The organism is Luteolibacter sp. LG18, assembly GCF_036322585.1.
Taxonomy (GTDB): Bacteria; Verrucomicrobiota; Verrucomicrobiia; order Verrucomicrobiales; family Akkermansiaceae; genus Luteolibacter.
Genome location: NZ_AP024600.1, coordinates 2,837,736 through 2,862,509 on the forward strand (window position 1 = coordinate 2,837,736; position 24,774 = coordinate 2,862,509).

Annotated in this window: 7 protein-coding genes; 1 reads left to right on the forward strand and 6 read right to left on the reverse strand. The window is 66.7% G+C overall.

Features of this window, described 5'->3' with window-relative positions; genetic code table 11:
* Positions 1-69: 69 nt before the first annotated feature.
* The 6 genes from llg_RS11750 to llg_RS11775 are packed head-to-tail and all read right to left on the reverse strand — an operon-like array spanning position 70 to position 5,158.
* Positions 70-1,008 (reverse strand): TauD/TfdA family dioxygenase, encoded by a 939-nt coding sequence (locus llg_RS11750; protein WP_338290134.1) that lies wholly within the window; start codon positions 1,006-1,008, stop codon positions 70-72.
* 13 nt (positions 1,009-1,021) lie between these two features.
* On the reverse strand, positions 1,022-1,273 hold the full coding sequence (locus tag llg_RS11755; RefSeq protein ID WP_338290135.1) for a phosphopantetheine-binding protein: 252 nt from the start codon (positions 1,271-1,273) through the stop codon (positions 1,022-1,024).
* Between the two features lie 50 nt (positions 1,274-1,323).
* Entirely contained in the window at positions 1,324-2,784 is a 1,461-nt protein-coding gene (locus tag llg_RS11760; protein WP_338290137.1) for an AMP-binding protein, read from the reverse strand.
* Positions 2,781-3,926, reverse strand: a complete 1,146-nt coding sequence (locus tag llg_RS11765; RefSeq protein ID WP_338290139.1) for an MBOAT family O-acyltransferase — start codon at positions 3,924-3,926, stop codon at positions 2,781-2,783. The genes llg_RS11760 and llg_RS11765 overlap by 4 nt, the downstream gene beginning before the upstream one ends.
* A 1-nt stretch (position 3,927) precedes the next feature.
* Positions 3,928-4,074, reverse strand: coding sequence for a hypothetical protein (locus tag llg_RS11770; protein WP_338290140.1), 147 nt, complete (start codon positions 4,072-4,074; stop codon positions 3,928-3,930).
* A 13-nt stretch (positions 4,075-4,087) separates the two neighbouring features.
* The gene (locus llg_RS11775) at positions 4,088-5,158 is read right to left on the reverse strand and encodes an SGNH/GDSL hydrolase family protein (protein WP_338290141.1); all 1,071 of its coding nucleotides are present in this window, start codon (positions 5,156-5,158) and stop codon (positions 4,088-4,090) included.
* Between the two features lie 547 nt (positions 5,159-5,705).
* On the opposite strand from llg_RS11775, the gene llg_RS11780 reads away from it, so the two are divergent.
* Complete coding sequence (locus llg_RS11780; protein WP_338290142.1) at positions 5,706-24,770, forward strand: SdrD B-like domain-containing protein; 19,065 nt, start codon at positions 5,706-5,708, stop codon at positions 24,768-24,770.
* Positions 24,771-24,774: the final 4 nt, after the last annotated feature.

Below are 24,774 nucleotides of genomic sequence, written 5' to 3' on the forward strand. Positions count from 1 at the left end.
GGCTGTCCAAAGAAAACGTGAACTGTTAGGGTGGCTTCCGATGTGCCTTTTGCACGCCGTGCCGCTGGGTCAACCGAGGGCCACGTAGACCTTCCGTTCGCCGGTGTAGCTGCGGCGGCCGTGGGACACGAGGAAGTTGTCGCAGATCAGGACATCGCCTTTCTGCCAGGGGAACTCGGTCATCTCCTCGCGGACGATGGCGCGGACCAGTTCGAGTTCGGCTTCGTCGATCGGGGTGCCATCGCCGAAGGTGACGTTCATCGGGAAATCCTCGACCGCCAGCACCCGTTCGAGCTTCGAACGGACCTCGCCGCGGAGGCCCGAGGGATGCCAATGGTCGGCTTGGTTGACCCACAGACGTTCGCCGGTTTCGGGGTGAGGGAGGAGGGCCTCGCAGCGGAGGGCGGTGCGCAGGCCGCCTTCGGGTTTCCATGTCCACTCGTAGCCGCTGTCTCGGAGCTGGGTCTCTACCTCCTCGCGTCTTTCGCTCTGAAACTGGGCCTGCCAGCTCTTCCCGAAGCCGAAGCCATCGGGCAGGTTGTTGAGGTAGAGCAGGCCTTTTTCGAGGAAGCGGGCCTTGAGTTCTTCTGGCAAACGGGCGGTCACCCGGCGGGCATCCGCCAGCGGGGTCTGGCCGCCGGTTTCAGACGGTTGGCCACAGAGGAAGCCGACGATGGCGGGCATCGCGGGCGTGTAGGCGCTCTCGTGGTGCTGGGAAATCTCGTAGTGCGCGGCCATGTCCGTGGAGGTGTAGACCATGCCCTCGACCTTGCTGCGCTGGGAGGCTCCGCCCTGGTAGGTTCGCAGGGTGGTGAAGGCCGCGACGAAATCCTGGAAATCCTGCAGCGCCTCGAAGCCGAATCCGCGGAACAGCAGCGCGCCATGGCGGAGCCGGAGCTCGCGGACCGCGTCTTGGTTCGCGATCACCCAAGCGGTGAGGGCCGCTGGATTGCCGCCGGTCTCCGCGTCCGGCGTGATCTGGAGCGGCAGTGCGTGGAGGCGTTCCATGGCTGTGGGGCTGTTAGAGGGACGGGCCGCCGAGGAACCCGGCGATGCGCTGGGGCGTGTCGAGGTTCTCGAGGTTGATGTCACCGGGCTTGATGCGGCGTCCGGAGACCTTTTCGAGCACGGCGATGAGTTCCACGAGGTGGAAGGAGTCGAGGAGTCCGCTGGAGAACATGGCGGTGTCGTCGCCGAGTTCCGCGGGTGGGAGATCGAACTTGTCCGCGATGAGGTCCCGGATGCTTTCCGGACTGGGGTGAGAGGTGGACATGTCGGAAGTTAGGTGAAGGCGGGAAGAGTGGAACAAGGCAAAAAGTCAGGTCAGCCGTGCGCGAGCCAATCGAGGATACGTGCGCGATCGAGCTTCCCATTCGGGTTCAATGGCATCTTTTCCGGCCATACGCGGAGGACATGCGGTTGCTGGTGGCTGGCCAATGCGCGGCGCAGCGATGAGCGGGCGGCATCGAGTAGTCCGTCGTCGCCGGACTCGGTTTCGATGGCCGCGACAATCTGCTGTCCGAGTCCCTCGTCCGGCACGCCGCCGACCACCGCGTGGACGACGCCGGGCACTGCGAGCAGGGCTTCCTCGATGACGCTGGCGCTGGTGCGGTAGCCGCCGGTCTTGATCAGATCGTCGGTGCGCCCTTCGAACCACAGGTAGCCCTCTGCATCGCGCCGGACGAGGTCGCCGCTGTAGTGGACGGGGCCATTTCCGAGAAAGGCTTCATGGCCCGGACGGATGGCGAAGACCTCACGGGTGAGTTCCGGTTGCTGCCAGTAGCCGTGGGTGACGCAGTCGCCGAGGTGAACGAGTTCGCCGGGTTCGTCGGTTTCCGCGGAGGTGCCATCGGGCTGGAGGATTTCGATGCGGACGCCGGGACAGGGTTTGCCGAGGGAGCCCTTGAGCCGGTCGAAGTCGGAAGCGGGGAGGACGGTGGTTCGGAAGGCTTCGGTGAGGCCGTAGGTCATCCACACTTCCGCATGGGGAAACACGGCGTGGAAACGGTCGAGCACCCGCCGCGGCAGCGCGCCGCCGGAGGTGGTGATGTAGCGTAGTCCGGGGAGGGTTTCCTGGCGGGAGTCGAGGTAATCGACGAGCGCGACCCAGGTGGGCGGCAGGGCGGCCAAGCCGGTGACCTCGGCGGCGCGGAGGGTTTTCACCAGTTCCGAGGCCATGGCCACGACGGGCGGCAGCACGATCCCGGCTCCCGCTTGGAGGGCCATCCGCCACTGAAGGAGGCCCCAGGGGGAGCTGAGCGGCATCAGCGACAGCAGGCGATCATACGGTGTGTGGCGTAGATAGGCTTCGATGCGCTGGACGGCCCCATCCAGATTGGCGTGGGACACCATCACGCCTTTCGGTCGACCGGTGGAACCGGAGGTGTAGCACAGGGCGGCGAGGTCGGGGTGGGAATGATCCGGTTCCCCGGCAGGTGGGGAGGAAAGAAGTTCAGGCCACTCGATCCACGGGCCATCGCCGAGACGGGATCGATCCCGTGGGCCGCAGATCGAGAGGGTTGGGGAGGCGTCGGCGAGCATTTCCCTCACCTGGGGTGCGGCCAACCGGCGGGGCACGCTGACCCAGACGGCCCCAAGGTCCCAGATGGCCTGGCAGAGGGCGGCCTCCTCCCAGCCACGCGGCAGCCAAGCGAGCACGCGGTCGCCGGGAGCCACACCCTTTTCAAGTAACGTCGCGCGGAGGCTGGAGACCTGAGCGGCCCATTCCGCGGCATCGAACCGGCGGGTGCCGGTCGGGTCGATCACGTGGAAGGTGGCGTTCATGGCGGCCATCCGAACATGCGGAGGAGCAGGCCCAGCGAATCGCGCACCGGGACGGTTTCGCCATGCAGCATGAACACGTAGCTGGCGACGACGAAAGTCTGCGTGAAGGCGATGCTGGCGAGTTTCCAGCCGCGGCCGGTGCGCCAGGTGCCCGGCTTGGGTCGGCCGAGGCGTTTTTGCCAGGTGATGAACACCAGCAGGCCGGCCACCTGCCAGCAGGCCCAGGCGACGCGGTTCCAGCCGAGGCCATGCCAGAGACCCATGACGATGAAGCTCGCGAGCATCGGGATCCACACGCTGCGCATCAGGCCCATCACCGGCAGGTAGACGCAACTGGAGCACCACTGGGCGATCGAGATGTGCCAGCGCCGCCAGAAGTCGGCGGGGGTCGAGGCGATGACGGGCCAGTTGAAGTTCTCCATCGGCCGCCGTCCCCACAGCAGGGCAGCACCCACGGCGATGTCCGAGTAGCCGCTGAACTCGGCGTAGATCTTCAGGTAGGAATAGGCGCAGGATTGCCACACCGCGGCGGCACCGGGATGGGCCCCCATGGCCTCGGGAACGGTCCAGCCGGTATGATTGGCGATGGCGGGGAGAATGAGGTCCGCCACGTAGATCTTTTTCAGCAGGCCGATGACGATCCGCCAGATCCCGGTGGCAATGCGGGTGCCGGAGGCGCCTTCAGCCGGTGTTTCCCAATGCCCCCAGCGCTCCAGCGGTCCGGCCACGAAGAGGGCGGGGGTGAACAGGAAGTGGAGGAACTCCATCAGCTCCGGCGAGCGTTGCCAGGCTTTGCGGCGGGCATCGACCACCACCTGGATCAGGCGGAACACCAGGTAGCTGATCCCCAGCGGAGAGGCCCAGGAGCCATTGCCGTATTGCTCGGCGATCTTGCTGGCGAGGAGGCCCGCGGCGAGCGCGGTGATGGTGAGGGCAGCGGTGAGATAGCCACCTCCACGCCGCACCAGCGTCCACACCGCGAGGGTGGCGGCCAGATAGATTCCGGCGGCGACCGGATCGTGATTCACCACCAGCGCGAACGCCAACAGGGCCAGGCCCGTTTCGCGCCAGCGCGCCGGGACGAACGACGCCCACAGGGTGCCGAGTCCGAGGACGAGCCAGTATGGGAAGCCGCCGAGCACGTTAGAATCCCCCGTAGCGGAACGTCAGCTCGGTGCTGTTGCGGAGCAGTTGGATCAGCACGGCGGCGGCGGCCAGCGCGAGCACGACCGCTTGCACGAGCCGGCCGAGGTGGAAGGCTTTCGAATGCCCGGATGAGGGTGGCGTCATGGCGGGGTGAGATCTAACGGGAAAGGAGTTGGCGGGTGACGGTTTCGAGGAATTCGCGTCTCAACCGGTCCGCGCCGATGTGGCGGGAATCGGCGAAATCCGCCGGGGTGGCCTGGAATTCCATCGGCGATTGAATCCACGGGACCGCGTGAAGTTGCGACCATTCCCGCATGGCCCGCTGGTAGGTGGCTTCGTCCTCCTGCCATGCGGGGGTGTGCATGTCGGCCATGAACGGGTCGACCCACGGGGTTTCCACCAGGGCCACCCGCGCCGGGCCGGAGGCGCGGAGCCGGGTCACCATGCGTTCCAGCCATTTCAAGTGATGATCGAGGCAGGCCGCATCGAGGCGGTTGACGCCGGCGTGGACCGTGCCGGTATCGATGGAGGAGGTGGCGAAGAACGGGTTGTAGGCGTTGGGTCCTTGGATGGATGGGGCCAGGCCCAGTTTGGCTTGGAGGTAGAAAGCCCGGTGGTCCCAGAGATCCCAGCCGGTGCGGGGTTCCTGGGGATTGCCGAACCAGACGGCATCCTCGCGCAGGACGCCCGATTCGAATCCCAGCACCCGCGATTCCTTGCCGTGGAATTCCCGGTCGGCGGTGCTGGGTTCGCGACCCAGGGATTGGCGGTTCACCCCGAGCACGAACCAGCCGTCGAATCCCGCTCCGAAACGCTCGACCAAGGCGGCGGTCATGGCCGGGCTCTGCTTGTTGCCGCACAGGGAAAGGGTCCGCACGGGTCTGCCTACGGCCGCGGAGGCGATGGCTCCGGCGTCATCCGGGTGCGGCAGCCAACAGCGGAGGGCGGAGGGGCCGACGAAGACGAGAGCTGGCGTGTCGGGCGTGGTTTCGAGGCGGGCCCCGCGGACGGCCAGAATGGACGAGCGGGTGTAGTCGTCGCTGAAACCCTGCCACTGGATCTCACCCGCCTCGACCTGATGGCGGAAATGCCGCGCCTGAATGGTGAGTGCCACAAGCAGCAGCAGCAGGAGAACCGCGGCCATCTTCAGGACGCCGGCGGAAGGAGTCGTCAGGCCGCGCCAGAAATCGCGGATGACGGGGTGCTCCGGGGCGCGGAAAAACTTCATGGTGTGGCGGTGCGGACGAATAGTGCGTATCGCAATGCGATGAAAGCCCATATTGCGGTCGTCGGACTGTTGAGAAAAGGTGGTGATCGCGAGGAGAAAGCGGGGATTTGGGAGAGATGGGAATTCGCGGATTGCAATGCGGAATGATATGTCCGATTTTGCTCCTGAAGATGTGGCCGAAAAAGTTCCTCCGACATCGATGCTGCTGTTAGGAATGCGGGCTTTTCAGTGCGTTTTGCAATACGCTGCAAGGGTTTTGGGGCTTTGGCCGTTACGAAATGCAATGCAATGGGTGGCGAAATCGTTTCGCTTATAGGGTTATGGTGGGCGGTGTTTTTTTGCGAATTGGGATGAGTTGACATATCCCCGGCAAGAGCTCTAAAAAGGCTCCGATCACTCACCGCGCCAGCGGTTCCTCCCGGGGCAATCAACGCTGTCATCACCCCATCTGCCTTCCCGGGAGGATCGTAGGAGTCCGCGAGGATTTCCGATCGTGGAGTCATGCCCACGGACGAGCCCCTTTCAGGAGGGCCGCCGCCCATACCCCATGACCTTCCGACCCGCTCTCCAAGGATTGCGTGCCCTGATTCACCCCGTTCTCGCGCTCGCGGGACTGGCGGCCGCGTATTCCCAATCGATCGTTCAGGAATATTATGTGCCGATGCCGGAAGCTCAGATTCGGCAGACGTTCCTGGCGCTGGCCAGCAACACGGGCACGACGATGGACTCCACCGTCTCCATGGTGGCGGCGGTCAGTGGCACCAAGATCGTGTATGACCACTGGGAGGATGGCTATGAGGTGAACCTCGACAGCCCGACCCAATCCACGACCGAGATTTGGGGCGACGGCAATGATGCGAACGGCAAGCCGCCGGGCTTCGCGAACGATCCGAACGGGCTGCCGGCGGGCACCGTGATCGCGCTGCGCAACCAGATCGCGCTGCCGCGGAATCCCTCGACGTTCCTTTACGATGGTCGCGACCGCGTGGGGGCCACCCGCGGGATCGTGATGACCCGCGCCTCGTGGGCGACCACGCCGGGGGCGGTGCTGGCGGGGGCCGCGGCGATGCCGTCCACACTGGACTGGGGCACCAGTTTCGTGATCCCGGTGGGGGAGAACGAGATTTATCCGACGCCGGTGACGAGCTCGATGTTCGAGCTGACCTCGCTGTTCGTGCAGGCCTCACAGCCGGGCACGCAGGTCCAGATCGACAAGAACGCGGACGGGGTGGTGGACACCACCGTCACCCTGGGGCAGGGGGAAAGCTATTACGTGGACCGCGGGGTCTACCGGGGAGCCACGGTGGTGGCCTCGAAGCCGGTGCAGGTGAACATCATCACCGGGGACATCGGCGGCAACTACGAGAACCGCTGGTACTCGATTGCGCCGACCGCGCAGTGGGGCACCCGTTATTACAGCCCGGTGGGGACGGCTTCGAACGGCAACGAGACCTTCGTGTTCCTCTACAACCCGGACAGCGCCGCGATCACCGTGAACGTGACCACGCGCGTGGGGGCCAGCTCGGTGAGCATCCCGGCGAAGAGCAACTACATCTACCAGATGCCGCAGGACTCCGGTGCGAGCTTCATCAATACCGCCGGGAAGAACTTCTACGCGATCGCGACGGTGGGGGCGAAGCCGACCGCGAACAACGTCTATGACTGGGGCTTCAGCCTGGTGCAGGAGGCGGACCTCACGACCAGCCTGTCGCTGGGCTGGGGACCTGGCAGTTCCGAAACCACGCCGACGGTGAATGGCAACCCGGTGTGGGTCACGGCGGTGAAGAACACCACCGTTTACGTGGACTACAACGGCGACCGCGCGGGCAGCGTGACCGACCCGCTGGGCGGCAAGTGCGATGCCTCGTTCCAGGTTTCGGCCCTGCAGGTGTTGAAACTGTTCGATCCGGACAAGGACCAGACCGGCATGCGCGTTTACACGGTGGACGGCACCTTGATCGCGGGCGCGTGGGGTGAGGATCCCGCCACCGCCGGTTCGGGCAATCCCTACCTCGACGCGGGCACCACCATCCCGGCGTTCCCGGTTCCGGTGGTCCGCAAGGCCTCGGCCATCGCGATCGACGCGAACACCGCCGGCCTGAGCATCGGCGACACGCTGGAATACACGATCACGATGGACAACGCGGGCCTTGTCGCTCTCGGCAACCTGCTCGTGCTGGATGCCCTGCCGGCTCAGGTCACCTACGTGGCGAACAGTACCACGCGCGACGGTGTCGCGATCGCGGATGGTACCACCGGCACGCCGTTCCCGCTGGATGGCAGCGGGGTCAACGTGCCCGTGCTGCAGCGCGGCCAGACCACGTCGTTCAAATACCGCGCCACCATCACCTCGGCGGGATCGATTTCGAACACGGTGTCCACCTCCTACGCGGGCGTGACCTCGAACAACACGGTGTCCGTCCCCGGCGGCGGCACCGCGGCCACGGCGTCCTTCAGCGTGGCGGCGGGCACAACCACCACCTCCTACGCGGTGGGAGATGGGGTCTACGTCACGGTCACCGATCCGGATGCGAACACCAGCACCACCACGGTGCAGACCTTCACGGTGATCGTGAAGAACACCAGCACGGGGGATTATGAAACGATCACCCTCACCGAGACCGGGGTGAACACCGGGATTTTCCGGAACACCACGGCGCTGCCCTCGTCCTCGACCGCGGGCCTGGGACCGAACGACGGCACCTTGAATGTGTTCTCCGGCAACGCGTTGACCGTGAGCTACACCGATCCGATCTACGGGGAAACGGCCACCGCTTCGGCGACCATCGCGGCGGCGACGCCGACCAAGATCCTCTATTTGAGCACGGACGGCGTCGGCAGCCCGGACCAGGACCTGGACCGCATCGATCCGGTCACCTCCGCGGACAGCTCGACGGCAAGCACCGCGACGATCACCACCGGCACGGCGACCGTGGCCGCGGCAGCCACGACCAGCGGCGGTTCGCTGGGGCCGTTCTCCTCACTCACCGTAGCCCACACCACCGGCACCGGCACCAACCGCCTGATGATGGTGGCGGTCAACTACGAGGATGACGATGTCGCAGGGATGTCGATCACGGGCGTGACCTACGGAGGTGTCGCCCTGACCCGCCTTGCCACCCAGCTTTCCGGCCAGGAGGCCTCGACCCAGGTCTGGTACCTGGTGAATCCGGCGAGCGGCACCGCCAATGTGGTGGTGAATGCCACCGGCGTGCAGGCGGCGGACACCATGCACGTGGGGGTCACCACCTTCACCGGGGTAAGCCAGAGTGCGCCGTTCGGCACGGCGGTGACCGCCACCGGCACCGGCACCACCGCCAGTGTGACGGCGGTTTCCGCCACCGGTGAACTGGTGTATGCGACGCTGGCGCTCGATGACGCGCGTGCCGCGACGACGACCTCCGGCCAGACCGAGTTGTTCAACACCACCGTCGGCACCGCGAACTCGGATGGCATCCGCAGTGCCGCGACCACCAAGGCGGGCGCACTGGCGACGGTTTCGAGCTGGACCACCGGTTCGGACGCCTGGGCGTGCATCAGCGTGCCGATCAAGCCCGCGACCACCACCGGTTCACTGACCTTCACCCAGACGCCGGTATTGGCGGAAAACCTGGTGATCCCTTCCGGCTCGGTGCTCGGCGCGCAGGCCTATTTCACCGCCACCACCGGCACCATGCCGGCCTCGCCCGCGGTCACGGCGACCCTGCGCTACGGCTCCACGACCATCGCCACCAGCAGCTCGGCCAGCTCCAGCGGCGGCATTCTGACCTTCACCTTCCCGGCTCTTTCGAGCGCCGTCACGGTGCCGTCCGGCCAGTCGATCGCCCTCGACATCACCACCGCGGTGGCCGGAGTGGTGTTCCGCATCGACTACGACAGCACGACGAAGCCCTCGCGCATCACCTTGCCGACCAGCACGGTGATCCACGTCGATTCGGTGGGCGTGTATGATGCGCCGTATCCGAACGGCACGCTGGTTTCCGCCCCGGCGAACGGCCAGGTGCTCTACGTCCGCACGGTCGCGGGCGACCCCTTCGGTGCCTACGATATCACCAGCCTGCCGTTGTCCATCGACGGTCCGGGCACGGCGGGGGATATCTCGACGACGCTCACCGACACGAACGTGGTGGCCTCCACCGCTTCGTCGAAGACTTACGAATACCAGTGGCGCACCGGCTCGACCACGGGTGCCTATTCGATCGTGGCGACTGCCAAGGAAGGCCTTGAGAACACGATCCAGGCCCAGCGTTCGACCTCGGTGAATCTGGCGAACCTCGATGTGGGCACCCCGTCGACGGTCGAGTTCTTCACCACCGGCGGTGCCAGCACGCTGACCTACGCGGCGAACGAGTCGATCGTGGTCCGCGTGACCGATCTCGATGAGAACAAGAACGCCGCTGCGGTGGAAACCGTGACCGTCACCGTGACCAGCAGCAGCGGGGACAGCGAGACGATCACGCTTACCGAAACCGGCGTGAACACCGGCATCTTCACCGCCACCCTGCCCGCCAGCGCCACCACCGTGGGCACCAGCAACAACGGCACGCTCTACGCGCCGACCGGCAGCGCGCTGGGTGTCACCTACGTCGATCCGAACGACTCCACCGACGTCTCGACGGATTCCGCCACCGTGCCCGCCGCCACGGCGGTCGACGGCGTTTCGATCACCAAGACGCTCATTTCCCCGGCGGACGGCCAGGCGATCGCGGGCGAGGCGGTGCAGTTCCGCCTGCGTGTCCTGAACACCGGCGGCACCACGCTTTCCACGGTCTCGGTCACCGACACCTTCCCGACGGCGAACCTGACCTACGTTTCCGCCACCACCACGCCGACCGGGATTTCCGGCGGAACGATCACCTGGTCGAACGTCGGTCCGCTCACGCAGGGGCAGGCCGCGGAGATCTACGTGAACTTCACCGCGAACGCGGCGGGCGGCACGGTGACGAACTCGGCCGCGGTCACTGCGGGTACCGCCAGCTCGAACAGCTCGGCGAACCTCACCATCACCCGTCCGCGCGTCACCGTCACCAAGACGGTGGTGAGCCCGGCTTCCGGCACGGCGGGCAAGGGCGACAACGTGGTCTTCAGTATCGCGATCCAGAACTCCGGCACCACGGCGATTCCAACCCTGCCGCTGGAGGACCTCTACAGCGGCGATACCTTCGAATACGTTTCCTCCAGTCTCACGCCGAACGCCACCGGCAACGGCACGATCCTGTGGAACGACATCACCGGTTCAGGCAGCCTCGCGGTCGGTGCCACCCAGACGCTCACGGTGACCCTCAAGGTAAAGGGTTCTGCGAACCCGGCGACCAACACCGCCGCGGTCAACTACGCGGTCGACGCGAACAACGACTCGGTGCCCGCGACCAGCGGCAGCGCCACGCTGGTGACTTCCGCGGCCAGCATCAGCGGCTTCACCTATGAGGACAAGGGTGTGTCCGGCTTCGGCGGCGACATCGCCTTGCCCGGCGTCGCGCTGACGCTCTACACCGACCCGAACGGCGACGGCAACCCGTCGGACGGCACGGTGCAGGCCATCACCACCTCGCTGTCGGATGGCAGCTACGAGTTCCTCAACCTCGCGCTCGGCAACTACGTCGTGGTCGAGTCCGATCCCACCGGCTACTCGAGCGTGACGGACATCGACGGGGTGAATGACAACCGGATCAAGGTGACGCTCACCACGCTCACCGCCACCACCGGCCGCAACTTCCTCGATCTCTACATCGATCCGGCGCTTTACGGCACGATCAACGGCCAGGTCCGCAACGACACCGACGGCGACGGCGATCTGCTCGACGCCGACACCGGCATCAGCGGCGTGACGGTGGATCTCTACACCGACCCGAACGGCGACGGCAATCCGCTCGACGGCACCATCTACGCCACCGCCACCACCAACGCCTCCGGCAATTACAGCTTCACGCTGGTGCCGCCGGGCACCTACGTGGTGGTCGAAACCGACCTTTCCGGCTACGCCAGCACCGCGGACAAGACCTTGCCGAACGACAACCGCGTGCCGGTGACGATCGCGGCCTCGCAGACCTCGGCGGCGAATGACTTCCTCGACTCCAACAACCTGACGCTGCTCGGCACGATCGGCAACACGGTGTGGAGCGACGTGAACAACAACGGCCTGCTCGACAGCGGCGAGGCCGGCATCGCGAACGTGGCGGTGCAGCTCTACAAGTCGACGCAAACGCCGGGCACGGACACGCCCTACCGCACCACCACCACCGATTCGAGCGGCGTCTACTCGTTCGCCTACGTGCCCGCGGGTTCGTATGTGGTGTATCTGCCCGCGGCGAACTTCGCCACCGGCGGGGCCTTGGTTTCCGCTCCGCTGTCCTCGGACTTCACCGATACGGCGGACAACCAGGAGAACAACGACGACAATGGCATCCAGACGGCGTCCGGCCAGCCGGTGCGCAGCCCGGTGATCGCCATCGCCGCGAACGAGACGGACAACACCGTGGACTTCGGCTTCGTGCCGAACACCAGTCTCGGCAGCATTTCCGGCACGGTCCTGGAGGACACGAACAACGACAACACCGGTGACACCGGCATCGCGGGCGTGACGATCACGCTTTACAGCGATCCGAATGGCGACGGCAACCAGGCCGATGGCGTGGTGAAGGGCACGGCCGTGACGGCCGCGGACGGCTCCTACAGCTTCACCGGCCTGCCGCCGGGCAGCTACGTGGTCGTGGAAACCCAGCCATCGGGCTATCTCAATGTCACCGACACGGACGGCGGCGTGGACAACAAGGTGGCGCGCACGCTCACAGCGGGTGGTTCGCTCGCGGCCTCGTTCGTCGAGGAACGTCCGGGCACGGTCACCGGCCATCTTTACATCGATACCAATGGCAACGGCACGCAGGACTCCGGCGAGCCGAACCTCAATGGCGTCACGATCACCATCACGGATTCCGCGAGCGGCACGGTTACCACGACCACCGGCACGAACGGCAACTGGAGCGCCAGCGTGCAGCCGGGCAGTGCCTCGGCGAAGGTCGACACGGCCAGCGCTCAGATCCCGGCGGGCGCGGTCCGCACCGAGGGCACCGACCCGACGGTGGTCACCGTCACCGGCGGCGGCACGGTCAGCGCGGGCAACGACGGTTTCTATCAGTCGGCCACCCTCAGCGGCCTGGTCTATCGCGATGTGAACGGGAACGGCGCGCAGAACGGCGGAGAGCCGGGCCTGAGCGGCGTGAAGGTAAGGATCACCGACGTTCTCGGCGTGGTGCGGGATGTCACCACCAATGCCTCCGGTGTCTGGACCGTGACCCTGCCTCCGGGCTTGGCGACGGTCGACGTGCTCGAACTCGATGCCACCTTCCCGAGCGGCGGCGTGCATGGGGAAGGCACCGATCCGAACACCGTGACCGCGGTGGCCGGGACGACCACCAACGGCGGCACCGATGGCTACTATTTCCCGGCCACGGTGACCGGCCACCTCTACATCGATACCAATGGCGACGGCACCCAAGGCGCGGGCGAACCCTCGCTGGCGAACGTGGACGTGGTGATCACCGCCAGCACCGGCGCGACCCAGCGGGTGGCGACGGATTCCTCGGGCAACTGGACGGCCAGCGTGCCGCCGGGCACCACCATCGCGGACATCGATGAAACCGATCCGCAGTATCCCGCAGGCGCGACCCGCACCCAGGGCGACGACCCCACGACCTTCACCGCGGTGGCCGCCCAGTCGACCTCCGGCGGTATCGACGGCCTCTACATCCCGGCCACGGTGACCGGCCACCTCTACATCGACCGCAATGGCAACGGCACCGAGGATTCCGGCGAACTCCCGCTGGCCGGGGTCGCCCTGGTGATCACGGATAGCCGCAGCATCACCCGCAACGTCACGACCGACACCAACGGCAACTGGACCGTGAGCGTGCCGCCGGGCACCACCATCGCGGACATCGTTGACGCCGATCCGAATATCCCGAGCGGCGCGGTCCGCACCGAGGGCACCGATCCCACCACCGTGACCGCGGTGGCGGGCGTGAGCACCAGCGCGGGCAAGGATGGCTTCTATCAGGCAGCGACTCTGACCGGCCATCTCTATATCGACACGAACGGCAACGGCACGCAGGACGGTGCGGAAACCGGCCTCGCCAATGTCGACGTGAAAATCACCGACATTCTCGGCGTGGTACGCGTGGTCAGCACCAATGCCAGCGGCAATTGGACCGTGAGCGTGCCTCCGGGTTCCGCCACGGTGGACGTGGACAACAGCGACCCGCAGTTCCCGGCGGGCGGCACCATCAGCCAGGGCAGCGATCCGCAGACGGTCACGGCCGTGGCGGGTGCCAGCACGCCAGCGGCAACGGTGGGCTACCGCATCCTCGGCCTGGTCACCGGCCACCTCTACGTGGACGTGAACAACAACGGCAACCAGGACGCCGGTGAGCCGAACCTTTCGAACATCGATGTGTTGGTCACCAACTCGCTGAGCCAGACACAGACGGTGTCGACGGACGCCGCGGGCAACTGGGTGGCCAGCGTACCGCCGGGCTCCACCACGGCGGGCATCGACAACGCCGATCCGCAGTTCCCGGCGGGCGCGACCCTGACCCAAGGCAGCGATCCGGTCACTGTGACGGCGGTGGCCGGGTCCTCGGTGCCGACCACGGCGGTGGGCTATTACATCTCCACCTTGGTGACCGGCACGGTGTTCGTGGACGTGAACCACAATGGCGCGCGCGACAACGGCGAACCCGGCTTGGCCGGGGTGAGCGTGGTGGTCACGGATTCCAACAGCGTGGTGCGCACGGTGGTGACGAACTCGCAGGGCGTGTGGTCGGCGAGCGTCGCTCCCGGTGCCACCACCACCTCGATCACGGAAAGCGGCCCGGCGTTCCCATCCGGTTTCGTGCGGACAGCGGGCTCCGCCACCGGCTCGGTGACGGCGGTTGTCGGCACGCCGGTTTCGGTGGGCTCCACGGGGTACTACTTCCCGGGCACCCTCAGCGGCCACCTGTTCTCCGATACGAACGGCAACGGCGTGGAGGATCCCGGTGAGCCGGGCCTGGCGAACATCAGTGTCCTGATCACCGACAGCTTGGGGAATACCCAAACGGTGGTGACCGGTTCCAATGGCAACTGGACGGCCACGGTGCCGCCGGGCTCGACGGTCGTGGACATCGACAACAACGATCCGGATCTTCCGGCGGGTTCGGTGCGCACCGCGGGCGTCGATCCGGTGACGGTGACCGCGGTTTCCGGCCAGAATACCAGCGCGGGCAGCGGCACGGGGTTCTATCAGGCGGCAACGGTGGCGGGTCACCTCTACCGTGACACCAATGGCAACGGCACGCAGGATTCGGGCGAGCCGGATCTGGCGAACGTGAACGTGTTCGTGACCAGTTCCACCGGTGCGACCCAGACGGTGGTTTCCGGGATCAATGGCAACTGGACGGCCAGCGTGCCGCCGGGCACCACCACCATCGATGTGGATGAAACCGATCCGCAGTATCCGGCGGGGGCGACCCAGACCCAGGGCGTGGCCTTGACCACCGTGACGGCTGCGGCGGGCACTACGGTCCAGAGCGGCGCGCAGGGTTTCTTCGTCCCGGCGGTCGTGACCGGTCATCTCTACTTGGATCTCAATGGCAACGGCCAGCAGGACTTCGTCTTCCATAATCTGGCGAACGTCGATGTGGTCGTGACCGACAGCCTCGGCAACACCCGCACGGTGTTCACCGATGCGAACGGCGACTGGCGCGCGATCGTGCCGCCGGGTGCCACCACCGCGGTGATCAGCTCCTCCGATCCGGAGTATCCGGCCGGCTCGGTGGTGACGCAGGGCAGCGTGAGCACGAACTTCACGGCGATCGCGGGGGCGACGACGGGCAGCACGCCGGTCGGCTTCTTCTTCCCGGCCACGGTGAACGGCCGCCTGTATGTGGACACCAATGGCAACGGCGTGCAGGACTCCGGTGAACCGGGGCTGCCGAACGTCGATGTGCTGGTGACCAGCGCGATCAATAACACCCAGCGCGTGACCACGGACGCCTCCGGCAATTGGACGGCGACGGTGCCGCCGGGGACGACCACGATCGACATCGACAACGCCGATCCGCAGTACCCGACCGGTTACCAGCAGACGCAGGGCACCGACCCCACGACGGTCACCGCGGTGGCGAGCACCACCGTTTCCGCGGGCAGCGCGGGCTTCTATCGCTCCGGCACGGTGAGCGGCCACTTGTTCGTGGACACGAACGGCAACGGCGTGGAGGACTCCGGTGAGCCGGGCCTGGCGAACGTCGACGTGCTGGTGACGGACGTGAATGGCAACACCCAGACGGTGACCACCGATGCGAACGGCAACTGGACGGCCACCGTGCCGCCGGGTTCGACGCTGGTGGACATCGTTGACACCGATCCGCAGATCCCGGCGGGTGCCACCCGCACCGCGGGCAGTGATCCGGTGACAGTGACCGCAGTTGCGGGTGCGAACACCCCGGCCGGTGGCGGCGCGGGCTACTACCAGGCCGCGACCCTCGCGGGCCTGCTGTATGCGGACACCAATGGCAACGGCACCCGTGACGCGGGCGAGCCTGGCATCGCCGACGTGGATGTGGTTGTCACCGATTCGCTCGGCACCGTGCGCCGCGTGGCCACGGATGTGAATGGCGCGTGGACGATCAATATTCCGCCCGGCAGCGCCACGGTCGACATCGACAACGCCGATCCGCAGTTCCCGGCGGGCGTGACCCAGACCGAGGGCACCGATCCCACCACGGTCACGGCCATCGCTGGTCAGACGGTGAACGCGGGCAACGACGCGTATTATCTCCCGGCGACGGTGACCGGTCTGGTCTACCGCGATGTGAACGGCGACGGCAGCTTGAACGGCAGCGAAGCCGGTTTGGCCGGGGTGAAGGTCCGCGTGACGGACTCCCTCGGTGTGGTGCGGGTGGCGACGACGAACGGTTCCGGTGTCTGGACCGTGAGCGTGCCGCCGGGCGACACCATCGCGGATGTGCTGGAGCTCGATGGCACCTTCCCGGATGGCGCGGTGCACCGCGAGGGCACCGATCCGAACACGGTGGTCGCGGTGGCCGGTTCGTCGGTCGACTCGGGCCGCGATGGCTACTATTTCCCGGCCACGGTGACCGGTTTCGTGTTCCTCGATGCGAACGGCAACGGCGTGAAGGACGCGTCCGAGGCGGGCATCGCCGATCTCGATGTAGTAATCACCGATAGCAACGGTGCCGTGCAGACGGTGACCACGGATGGCTCCGGCAACTGGACGGCCACCGTGCCGCCGGGTGCCACCCAGGTGAAGGTAAGCGAGAGCGATCCGCAGTATCCGGCGGGTTCCCAGCAGACCGTCGGTGCCGATCCAAACACCATCACCGCGGTGGCGAACCAGTCGGTGTCCGCGGGCACCGATGGCTTCTACATCGCGGCCACGGTGACCGGCGTGGTGTATCTCGATGCCAATGGCAACGGCACTCAGCAGAACGATGAAAACGGCATCGCGGGTGTTTCGGTGACGATCACCGACAGCCTCGGCAATCCGCACGTGGTGACCACCGGCGGCGATGGCCGCTGGACCGCCAGCGTACCACCGGGCGTGGCGATCGTGGATGTCGATCAGGCGTCCGCTTCGATCCCGAGCGGTTCCGTGCAGACGCAGGGCACCGATCCAAGTCCCGTTACCGCGGTGGCCGGGGTCAGCTCGGACGCGGGCAAGGACGGCTATTTCCAGCCGGCTGTGGTCAGCGGTCACCTCTATGTCGATGCCAACGGCAACGGCGTGCAGGATGGCGCGGAAACGGGACTCGCCGATGTGGACGTGACCATCACCGACAGTCTCGGCGTGGTCCGGGTGGTGAGCACCGATGCGAATGGCAACTGGACGGTGAGCGTGCCGCCAGGTTCCACGCTGGTGGATGTGAACCAGGCCGATCCGCAGTTCCCGGCGGGCGGCACGATCAGCCAGGGCTCCGATCCGCAAACGGTGACCGCCGTGGCGGGGAGCAACACCCCGGCCGGAACGATCGGCTACCGCATCCTCGGCATGGTCACGGGCCATCTCTACGTGGACGTGAACAACAACGCCACGCAGGACCCCGGTGAGCCGAACCTTTCGGGCATCAACGTGACCGTCACCGACACCCTGGGCAGCCAGACGGTGGAAACCGACGCGCTGGGCAACTGGATCGCGAACGTGGCCCCGGGCTCCGTCACCGCGGATGTCGACAACGCCGATCCGCAGTTCCCGACCGGCGCGACCCTCACGGAGGGCGTGGACCCGGTCACCGTCACCGCGGTGGCGGGCACCTCGGTGCCGACCGGCAACGTCGGCTACTACATTTCGACGCTCGTGAACGGTACGATCTTCGTGGATGTGAACCACAATGGCACCCGCGAGCCGAATGAACCCGGCCTGGCCGGCGTGAGCGTGGTGGTCACCGATTCCAACAATGTCGTGAAGACGGTGGTGACGAACGACCAGGGCGTGTGGAGCGCGGGGGTGGCACCGGGAGCGGTGACGACCACGATCACCGAAAGCAGTCCGCTGTTCACCACCGGCTTCGTCCGCACCTCGGGTTCCGCCACTGGTTCGGTGACGGCCACCGCGGGCACGCCGACGACGGTGGGGGCGACCAGTTACTACTTCCCGGGCACTGTCAGCGGCAGCCTCTATTTCGATACCAATGGCAATGGCCAGAAGGACGGTGTCGAGTCGTTCCTGGCGGGAGTCGATCTCGCGATCACGGACAGCAACGGCGACCTCACCATCGTGACCACCGATGGGAACGGCGCGTGGTCGACCACGGTCGCGCCCGGATTGGTGCACATCGATGTGGACGAGAACGATCCGCAGTTCCCGGCGGGCGCGGTGCAGACCCAGGGCGTGGATCCCACGGTGGTGACCGCGGTTTCCGGCCAGAATGTGGACAGCGGCACCAGCGGCTTCTACGTCTCCGCGCTGGTTTCGGGTCATCTCTATCGCGACACCAACGGCAACGGCACGCAGGATTCCGGTGAGCCGGATCTCGCGGGCGTGAACGTGTTCGTGGTTGATTCCACCGGTGTGAACCGCACGGTGGTCACCGGCGCGGACGGCAATTGGTCGGCCAGTGTGCCGCCGGGCACCACCCGCATCGATATCGATGAAACCGATCCGCAGTATCCGGCGGGCGCGACCCAGACCCAGGGTGTGGCGTTGACCACGCTCACCGCGGTGGCGGGCAGCGAGGTTTCCGCGGGAGCGGCGGGCTATTTCGTCCCGGCGATTGTCACCGGCCACCTCTATCTGGACCTGAATGGCAACGGCCAGCAGGACTTCGTTTACCACAACCTGGCCAACGTCGACATCCTCGTGACCGACAGCCTCGGCACCACCCGCACCGTCACGACCGACCAGAACGGCGACTGGCGCGCCTCGGTGCCACCGGGCACCACCTTCGCGACGGTCGACTCCACCGATCCGGAATACCCGACGGGCTCGGTGGTCACCCAAGGCAGCGCGACGACGAACTTCACGGCGATCGCGGGGGCCACCACGGGCAGCACGCCGGTGGGCTTCTTCTTCCCGGCCACGGTGAGCGGCCGCCTGTATGTCGATACCAATGGCAACGGCCAGGCGGATCCGGGCGAGCCGGGACTGGCGAACGTCGACGTGCTGGTGACCAGTGCGATCAACAACACCCAGCGGGTGACGACGGATGCCAACGGCAACTGGATCGCCACCGTGCCGCCGGGCACGACCACGATCGACATCGACAATGCCGATCCGCAGTTCCCGACCGGCTATCTCCAGACGCAGGGCACCGATCCCACCACGATCACCGCGGTGGCGAGCACCACGGTTTCGGCTGGAGGCGCTGGCTTCTACCTCTCCGGTTCGGTCAGCGGCCACCTGTTCGTGGATACGAATGGCAACGGCGTCGAGGACTCCGGGGAGCCGGGCCTCGCGGGCGTCGATGTACTGGTGACGGACTCGAACGGCAGCACCCAGACGGTCACGACCGATGCGAACGGCAACTGGACGGCCATCGTGCCGCCGGGCAGCACCACGGCGGACATCGTCGACAGCGATCCGCAGATTCCGGCGGGTGCGATCCGCACCGCGGGCAGCGATCCGGTGACGGTGACGGCGGTCGCCGGGGTGGATACGCCGGTGGGCGGTGGCGCGGGTTACTTCCAGCCGGCTCCGCTGAGCGGCGTGGTGTATCTCGATACCAATGGCAACGGCACCCGCAATGCGGATGAGCCGGGCATTGCCGATGTGGATGTGATCGTCACCGATTCGCTCGGCACCGTCCGTCGCGTGGCGACGAATGCCAACGGCGGTTGGTCGATCAGCGTGCCACCCGGCACCACCACGGTGGATGTCGACAACGCCGATCCGCAGTTCCCGGCGGGCGTGACCCTGACCGAAGGCATCGATCCCAACACCGTGACCGCCATCGCCGGTCAGGTAGTGAACGCGGGCAACGACGGCTACTTCCTCCCGGCGACGGTGACCGGTCTGGTCTATCGCGATGCGAATGGCGACGGGCTCCAGAATGGCGGTGAACCGGGACTCGCGGGCGTGAAGGTCCGCGTGACCGACATCCTCGGCATTCCGCATGACGTGACGACGGACTCCAATGGCAATTGGACGGCCGTGGTGCCGCCGGGCTTGACCAACGTGGACGTGCTTGAGTTCGACACCACCTTCCCGGATGGCGGCGTGCACCTCGCGGGCAACGATCCGAATTCCATCATCGCCGTGGCGGGCACGACCGTGAATGGCGGCACCGATGGCTATTACTTCCCGGCCACCGTGAACGGACACCTCTACCTCGATGTGGATGGCAATGGCACCCAGGGAGCGGGCGAGCCGCCGCTGCCGAACGTGGACCTGGTGCTCACCACCAGCACCGGCGCGATCCTGCGGGTGACCACCGACACCAACGGCAACTGGTCCGCCAGCGTGCCGCCCGGCACCACCTTGGTGGATGTCGATGAAACCGACCCGCAGTTCCCGGCCGATTCCACCCGCACCCAGGGCACCGACCCGACTACGGTCACGGCCGTGGCCACCCAGGCGGTTTCCGGAGGCACGAATGGTTACCACGTGCCGGCTGTCATCACCGGTCTGGTCTATCTGGATGTGAACGGCAATGGCAGCCGCCAGGTTGGCGAGCCGGGCGTTGCCGGTGTGGCGGTCTTGTTGACCGACAGCCTGAACAACACCCGCACGGTCTACACCGCCGCGGATGGCACCTGGGTTGCCAGCGTGCCGCCGGGCAGCACCACGGCGGACATTTCCGCCGCCGATCCGAACCTGCCGTCCGGCGTGGTCCGCACCGAGGGTACGAACCCCACCACCGTCATCACGGTGGCGGGCACCGGCACCAGCGGCGGCCGGGATGGCTTCTATCTCGCGGCCACCGTCACCGGCCATCTCTACGTCGATACCAATGGCAATGGGGTGCAGGATTCCGGTGAACCGGACCTCGCTAACGTCGACGTAAGCATCACCGACAGCAACGGCACCGTGCAGGTGGTCAGCACCGACTCCAGCGGCAACTGGACGGCCAGCGTGCCGCCGGGTGCCACCGTGGTGGATGTGAGCCAGGCCGATCCGCAGTTCCCGGCAGGTGGCACCATCAGCCAGGGCACCGATCCGCAGACGGTCAATGCCGTGGCGGGCGCGAGCACTGCGGCCGTGCCAGTGGGCTATCAGATCCTCGGCACGGTCACCGGCCACCTCTACGTGGACGTGAACCACAACGGCGCGCAGGACACGGGTGAACCGGATCTCTCCGGCATCGACGTGGTGGTCACGGATTCCGCGGGCAACCAGCAGACGGTTTCCACCAATGAGCTGGGCGTCTGGACGGCCAGCGTTCGCCCGGGCAGCACCACGGCGGATGTCGATGGCTCCGACCCGCAGTTCCCGGCGGGGGCTTCGATTAGCCAGGGCACCGATCCGGTCAGCGTCACGGCGGTGGCGGGCACCACGGTGGCTTCCGGCGACCTCGGTTACTACATCTCCACCCTGGTGACCGGCACGGTCTTCGTGGATGTGAATCACAATGGCACCCGCGACAGCGGCGAGCCCGGCTTGCCGGGTGTGAGCGTGGTGGTCACGGATTCCAATGGCGTGGTGAACTCCGTGCTGACCAACAACAACGGCCTGTGGGCGGCGAGCGTGGCCCCGGGTGCGGTCAGCTCGGTGATTTCCGAAAACGGCCCGGCGTTCCCGTCCGGCTTCGTCCGCACCGCGGGCTCGGCCACCGGTTCCGCCACGGCGGTCGGCGGCACTCCGGCCTCGGTGGGCTCCACCGGCTACTACTTCCCTGGTATCATCAGCGGCCACCTGTTCTCGGATACCAATGGCAACGGCGTGGAGGATCCCGGTGAGCCGGGTCTCGCGAACATCACCGTCGTCATCACCGACAGCCTGAACGACCCCCACACGGTGGAAACCGATGCCAACGGCAACTGGACGGTCAGCGTGCCGCCCGGCACCACCACGGTGGAGATCGACACGGCCGACACCGACATTCCCGCGGGCTCGGTCCAGACGGCTGGCACGAATCCCACCACCGTCGCCGTGGTGTCCGGCCAGACGACTCCGGCGGATGGCAGCGCGGGCTTCTATCAGCCTGGCACCGTCGCGGGCCATCTCTACCGCGATACCAACGGCAACGGCATCCAGGATTCCGGTGAGCCGGATCTCGCGGGCGTGAACGTGTTCGTCTCGGATTCCAACGATGTGACCCAGATCGTGGTCACGGGCGTGAATGGCAATTGGTCGGCGCAGGTGCCACCGGGGGCGACCCAGATCGATGTGGATGAAACCGATCCGCAGTTCCCGGCGGGAGCGGTGCAGACCCAGGGCACGGTGCTCACCACTGTCAATGCGGCGGCGGGCACCACCTTCCAGACCACGCCACAGGGCTTCTTCGTCCCGGCGATCGTGACCGGCCACCTCTATCTGGATCTCAATGGCAATAGCCAGCAGGACTTCCTGATCCACAACCTCGCCAACGTCGACGTGCTCGTCACCGACAGCCTCGGCAACGTGACCCGCGTGACCACCGACCAGGACGGCAACTGGCGCGCCACCGTGCCGCCGGGTGCGACCTCGGCGACGGTGGATTCGACCGATCCGCAGTATCCCACGGGCTCGGTCGTCACGCAGGGCAGTGCGACCACGAACTTCACCGCGGTCGCGGGTGTCACGCTCGGCAGCACGCCGGTGGGCTTCTTCTATCCGGCCACGGTTTCCGGTCGCGTGTATGTGGACCGGAATGGCAACGGCGTGCAGGACTCCGGGGAACCAGGTATCGCCGATCTCGACCTGCTCGTCACCAGTGCGATCAACAACACCCAGCGTGTGACGACCGACTCGAACGGCAACTGGACGGCCACCGTGCCGCCGGGAACGACCTCGATCGACATCGACGACCTCGATCCGCAGTTCCCGACCGGCGCTCTGCGCACGCAGGGCACCGATCCGACGACGGTGACGGCGGTGGCCAGCATCACCACCTCCGCGGGCAGCACCGGCTACTATCGTCCGGGCACGGTCAGCGGCCACCTCTTCACCGATGTGAATGGCAACGGCGCCGAGGATTCCGGAGAACCGGGCCTCGCGGGCGTCGACCTGATCATCACCGATGTGAACGGCGCGACCCAGACGGTGACCACCGACACGAATGGCAACTGGACGGCCACCGTGCCGCCGGGTGCCACCCTGGTGGACATCGTCGACAACGATCCACAGATCCCCGCGGGTGCGATCCGCACCGTGGGCAGCGACCCGGTGACGGTTACGGCCGTGGCGAACACGGACACACCGGTGCCCGTGGGCGTGGGTTACTTCCAGCCCGCCACCGTGCGCGGCTTCGTGCGGGTGGATCAGCAGAACGATGGCACGCCGGACCGTGGCGCGGCCGGAGTGACGGTCCGCCTGATCGGCGCGGGCAATGTCACGCTCGCCACGACCACCACGGGCGCGGACGGCAGCTACACTTTCACCGGCGTGGCTCCCGGCAGCGATCTGGTGCGGATCACCCTGCCGGGTGGTTACCTCAGCGTGCTGGATACCGATGGCGGTGACACGCTGGTGATCGGCGATGTGACTCCGGTGGTGGTGACCGCCGGTGCCACCGTTTCGAACCAGGACTTCCTGCTGCGTCCGCTGAAGGAACCGAACCGCTTCGCCGGTTGGCAGGCCGCCCATCCGCTGGGTGGCCAGAACGGCCCGGCGGACAATCCGGACGGCGACCTCTCCAACAACCTCATCGAGTATGCCTTCGGCATCGATCCGGCCAGCGGTGCGGGCAATCCGTTCTGCCTGGTGAAATCGAACACCAATCCGAACGCCATCGACGCCGTCTACACCCGCACCGCGGGCGGCGCGCTCGACGTGACCTATCGCCTGGAGTCGCTCTCCGACCTCACCCTGGCACCGGGCGGATGGACACCGGTGACGGTGCCGCCGGGGAGCATCCAGATCACGGACAACGGTGACGGCACGGAAACCGTCCGCATCCTCGATCTGGAAAGCGTGACCGGCCTCGCCGGTGCCGGTTTCGTGCGCCTCCACGTCTTCCTCGATGCCAACGGCGATACCGTGCCCGAGGCCGATGCGGTGACGGAGGTCGGCGGTTGGGTGCAGTCGAACTGGGGAACGGCCTGCCGGACCTACAACAACGCCTTCGTCTCGTGCCCGCCGTTCTCCGGCGTGATTGATGCGGTGAACGGCCAGCAGCTCGACCTCACCACCTCCGCCGCGGGCGTGAACCTCGCCACGGTGCTGGTACCGGGATCGGCCTACTACCTTGAGGTGGTGTCCGGCGATTGGGCGGGCCACCGCTTCGACGTCACCGCCGTGGGCACGGGTGTGCTCACGCTGGCCAGCGACAACAACCTCTTCGCCGCGAGTCCGCCGTTCAACACGGTGGCGGGCGCGCTGCCGTCCACGCTGGCGGGCGACCGCTTCGTGATCCGCGTCCACCGCACGCTCAACCAGGTCTTCCCGCCGGAGGCCTTCACCGCCACCAACGCGCAGGATACCGCCGACCAGGTGCAGACCTACGTGGCCGGCGCCTTCACCTCCTACTGGCTCTACCTGAACGGTGGTTCGCCGAAGTGGGTGCGGGTGGACGATGGCGCGCTGGCCGACCAGGGCAATGTCATCATCCCGCCGGGGCAGGGGACCTTCATCAATTGCCTCGGAGCGCCGGGTTCGCTGCTGGCCTATGGCAAGGTCCGCCAGAACGACTTCGCGCTGCCGCTGGCCGCGGGCAACAACCTGGTGGCGGGCGGCTACCCGCTGGCCGAATCCCCGCTCTCCCGCGGCATGACGATCCCGAACGGCTTCGACGGCGACCGCGATTACAAGAAGGCCGACCAGTTCTTCCTGTGGCGCGGCGACGCGCTCACCGGCCAGACCGGTTACGACACCTACTTCCTGCTCGATGGGGCTCCGGTCCAGCCGGCCCTCCGCCGCTGGGCGAAGGTGGGGGATGCCGCGGTCACGCCGCGGGACACCACCACGCTCTTCAAGCGGGACAACAGTGCCTTCCTGAAACTCAACGGACCGTTGCCAAGCCACAAGGTCGCCCTCCCCTGGTAAGCCC

What these genes read in the sequence shown, in the direction of transcription:
- llg_RS11750 (WP_338290134.1), bottom strand. Translation starts at nt 1,008, where the DNA reads ATGGAACGCCTCCACGCACTGCCGCTCCAGATCACGCCGGACGCGGAG.
- llg_RS11755 (WP_338290135.1), bottom strand. Translation starts at nt 1,273, where the DNA reads ATGTCCACCTCTCACCCCAGTCCGGAAAGCATCCGGGACCTCATCGCG.
- llg_RS11760 (WP_338290137.1), bottom strand. Translation starts at nt 2,784, where the DNA reads ATGAACGCCACCTTCCACGTGATCGACCCGACCGGCACCCGCCGGTTC.
- llg_RS11770 (WP_338290140.1), bottom strand. Translation starts at nt 4,074, where the DNA reads ATGACGCCACCCTCATCCGGGCATTCGAAAGCCTTCCACCTCGGCCGG.
- llg_RS11775 (WP_338290141.1), bottom strand. Translation starts at nt 5,158, where the DNA reads ATGAAGTTTTTCCGCGCCCCGGAGCACCCCGTCATCCGCGATTTCTGG.
- llg_RS11780 (WP_338290142.1), top strand. Translation starts at nt 5,706, where the DNA reads ATGACCTTCCGACCCGCTCTCCAAGGATTGCGTGCCCTGATTCACCCC.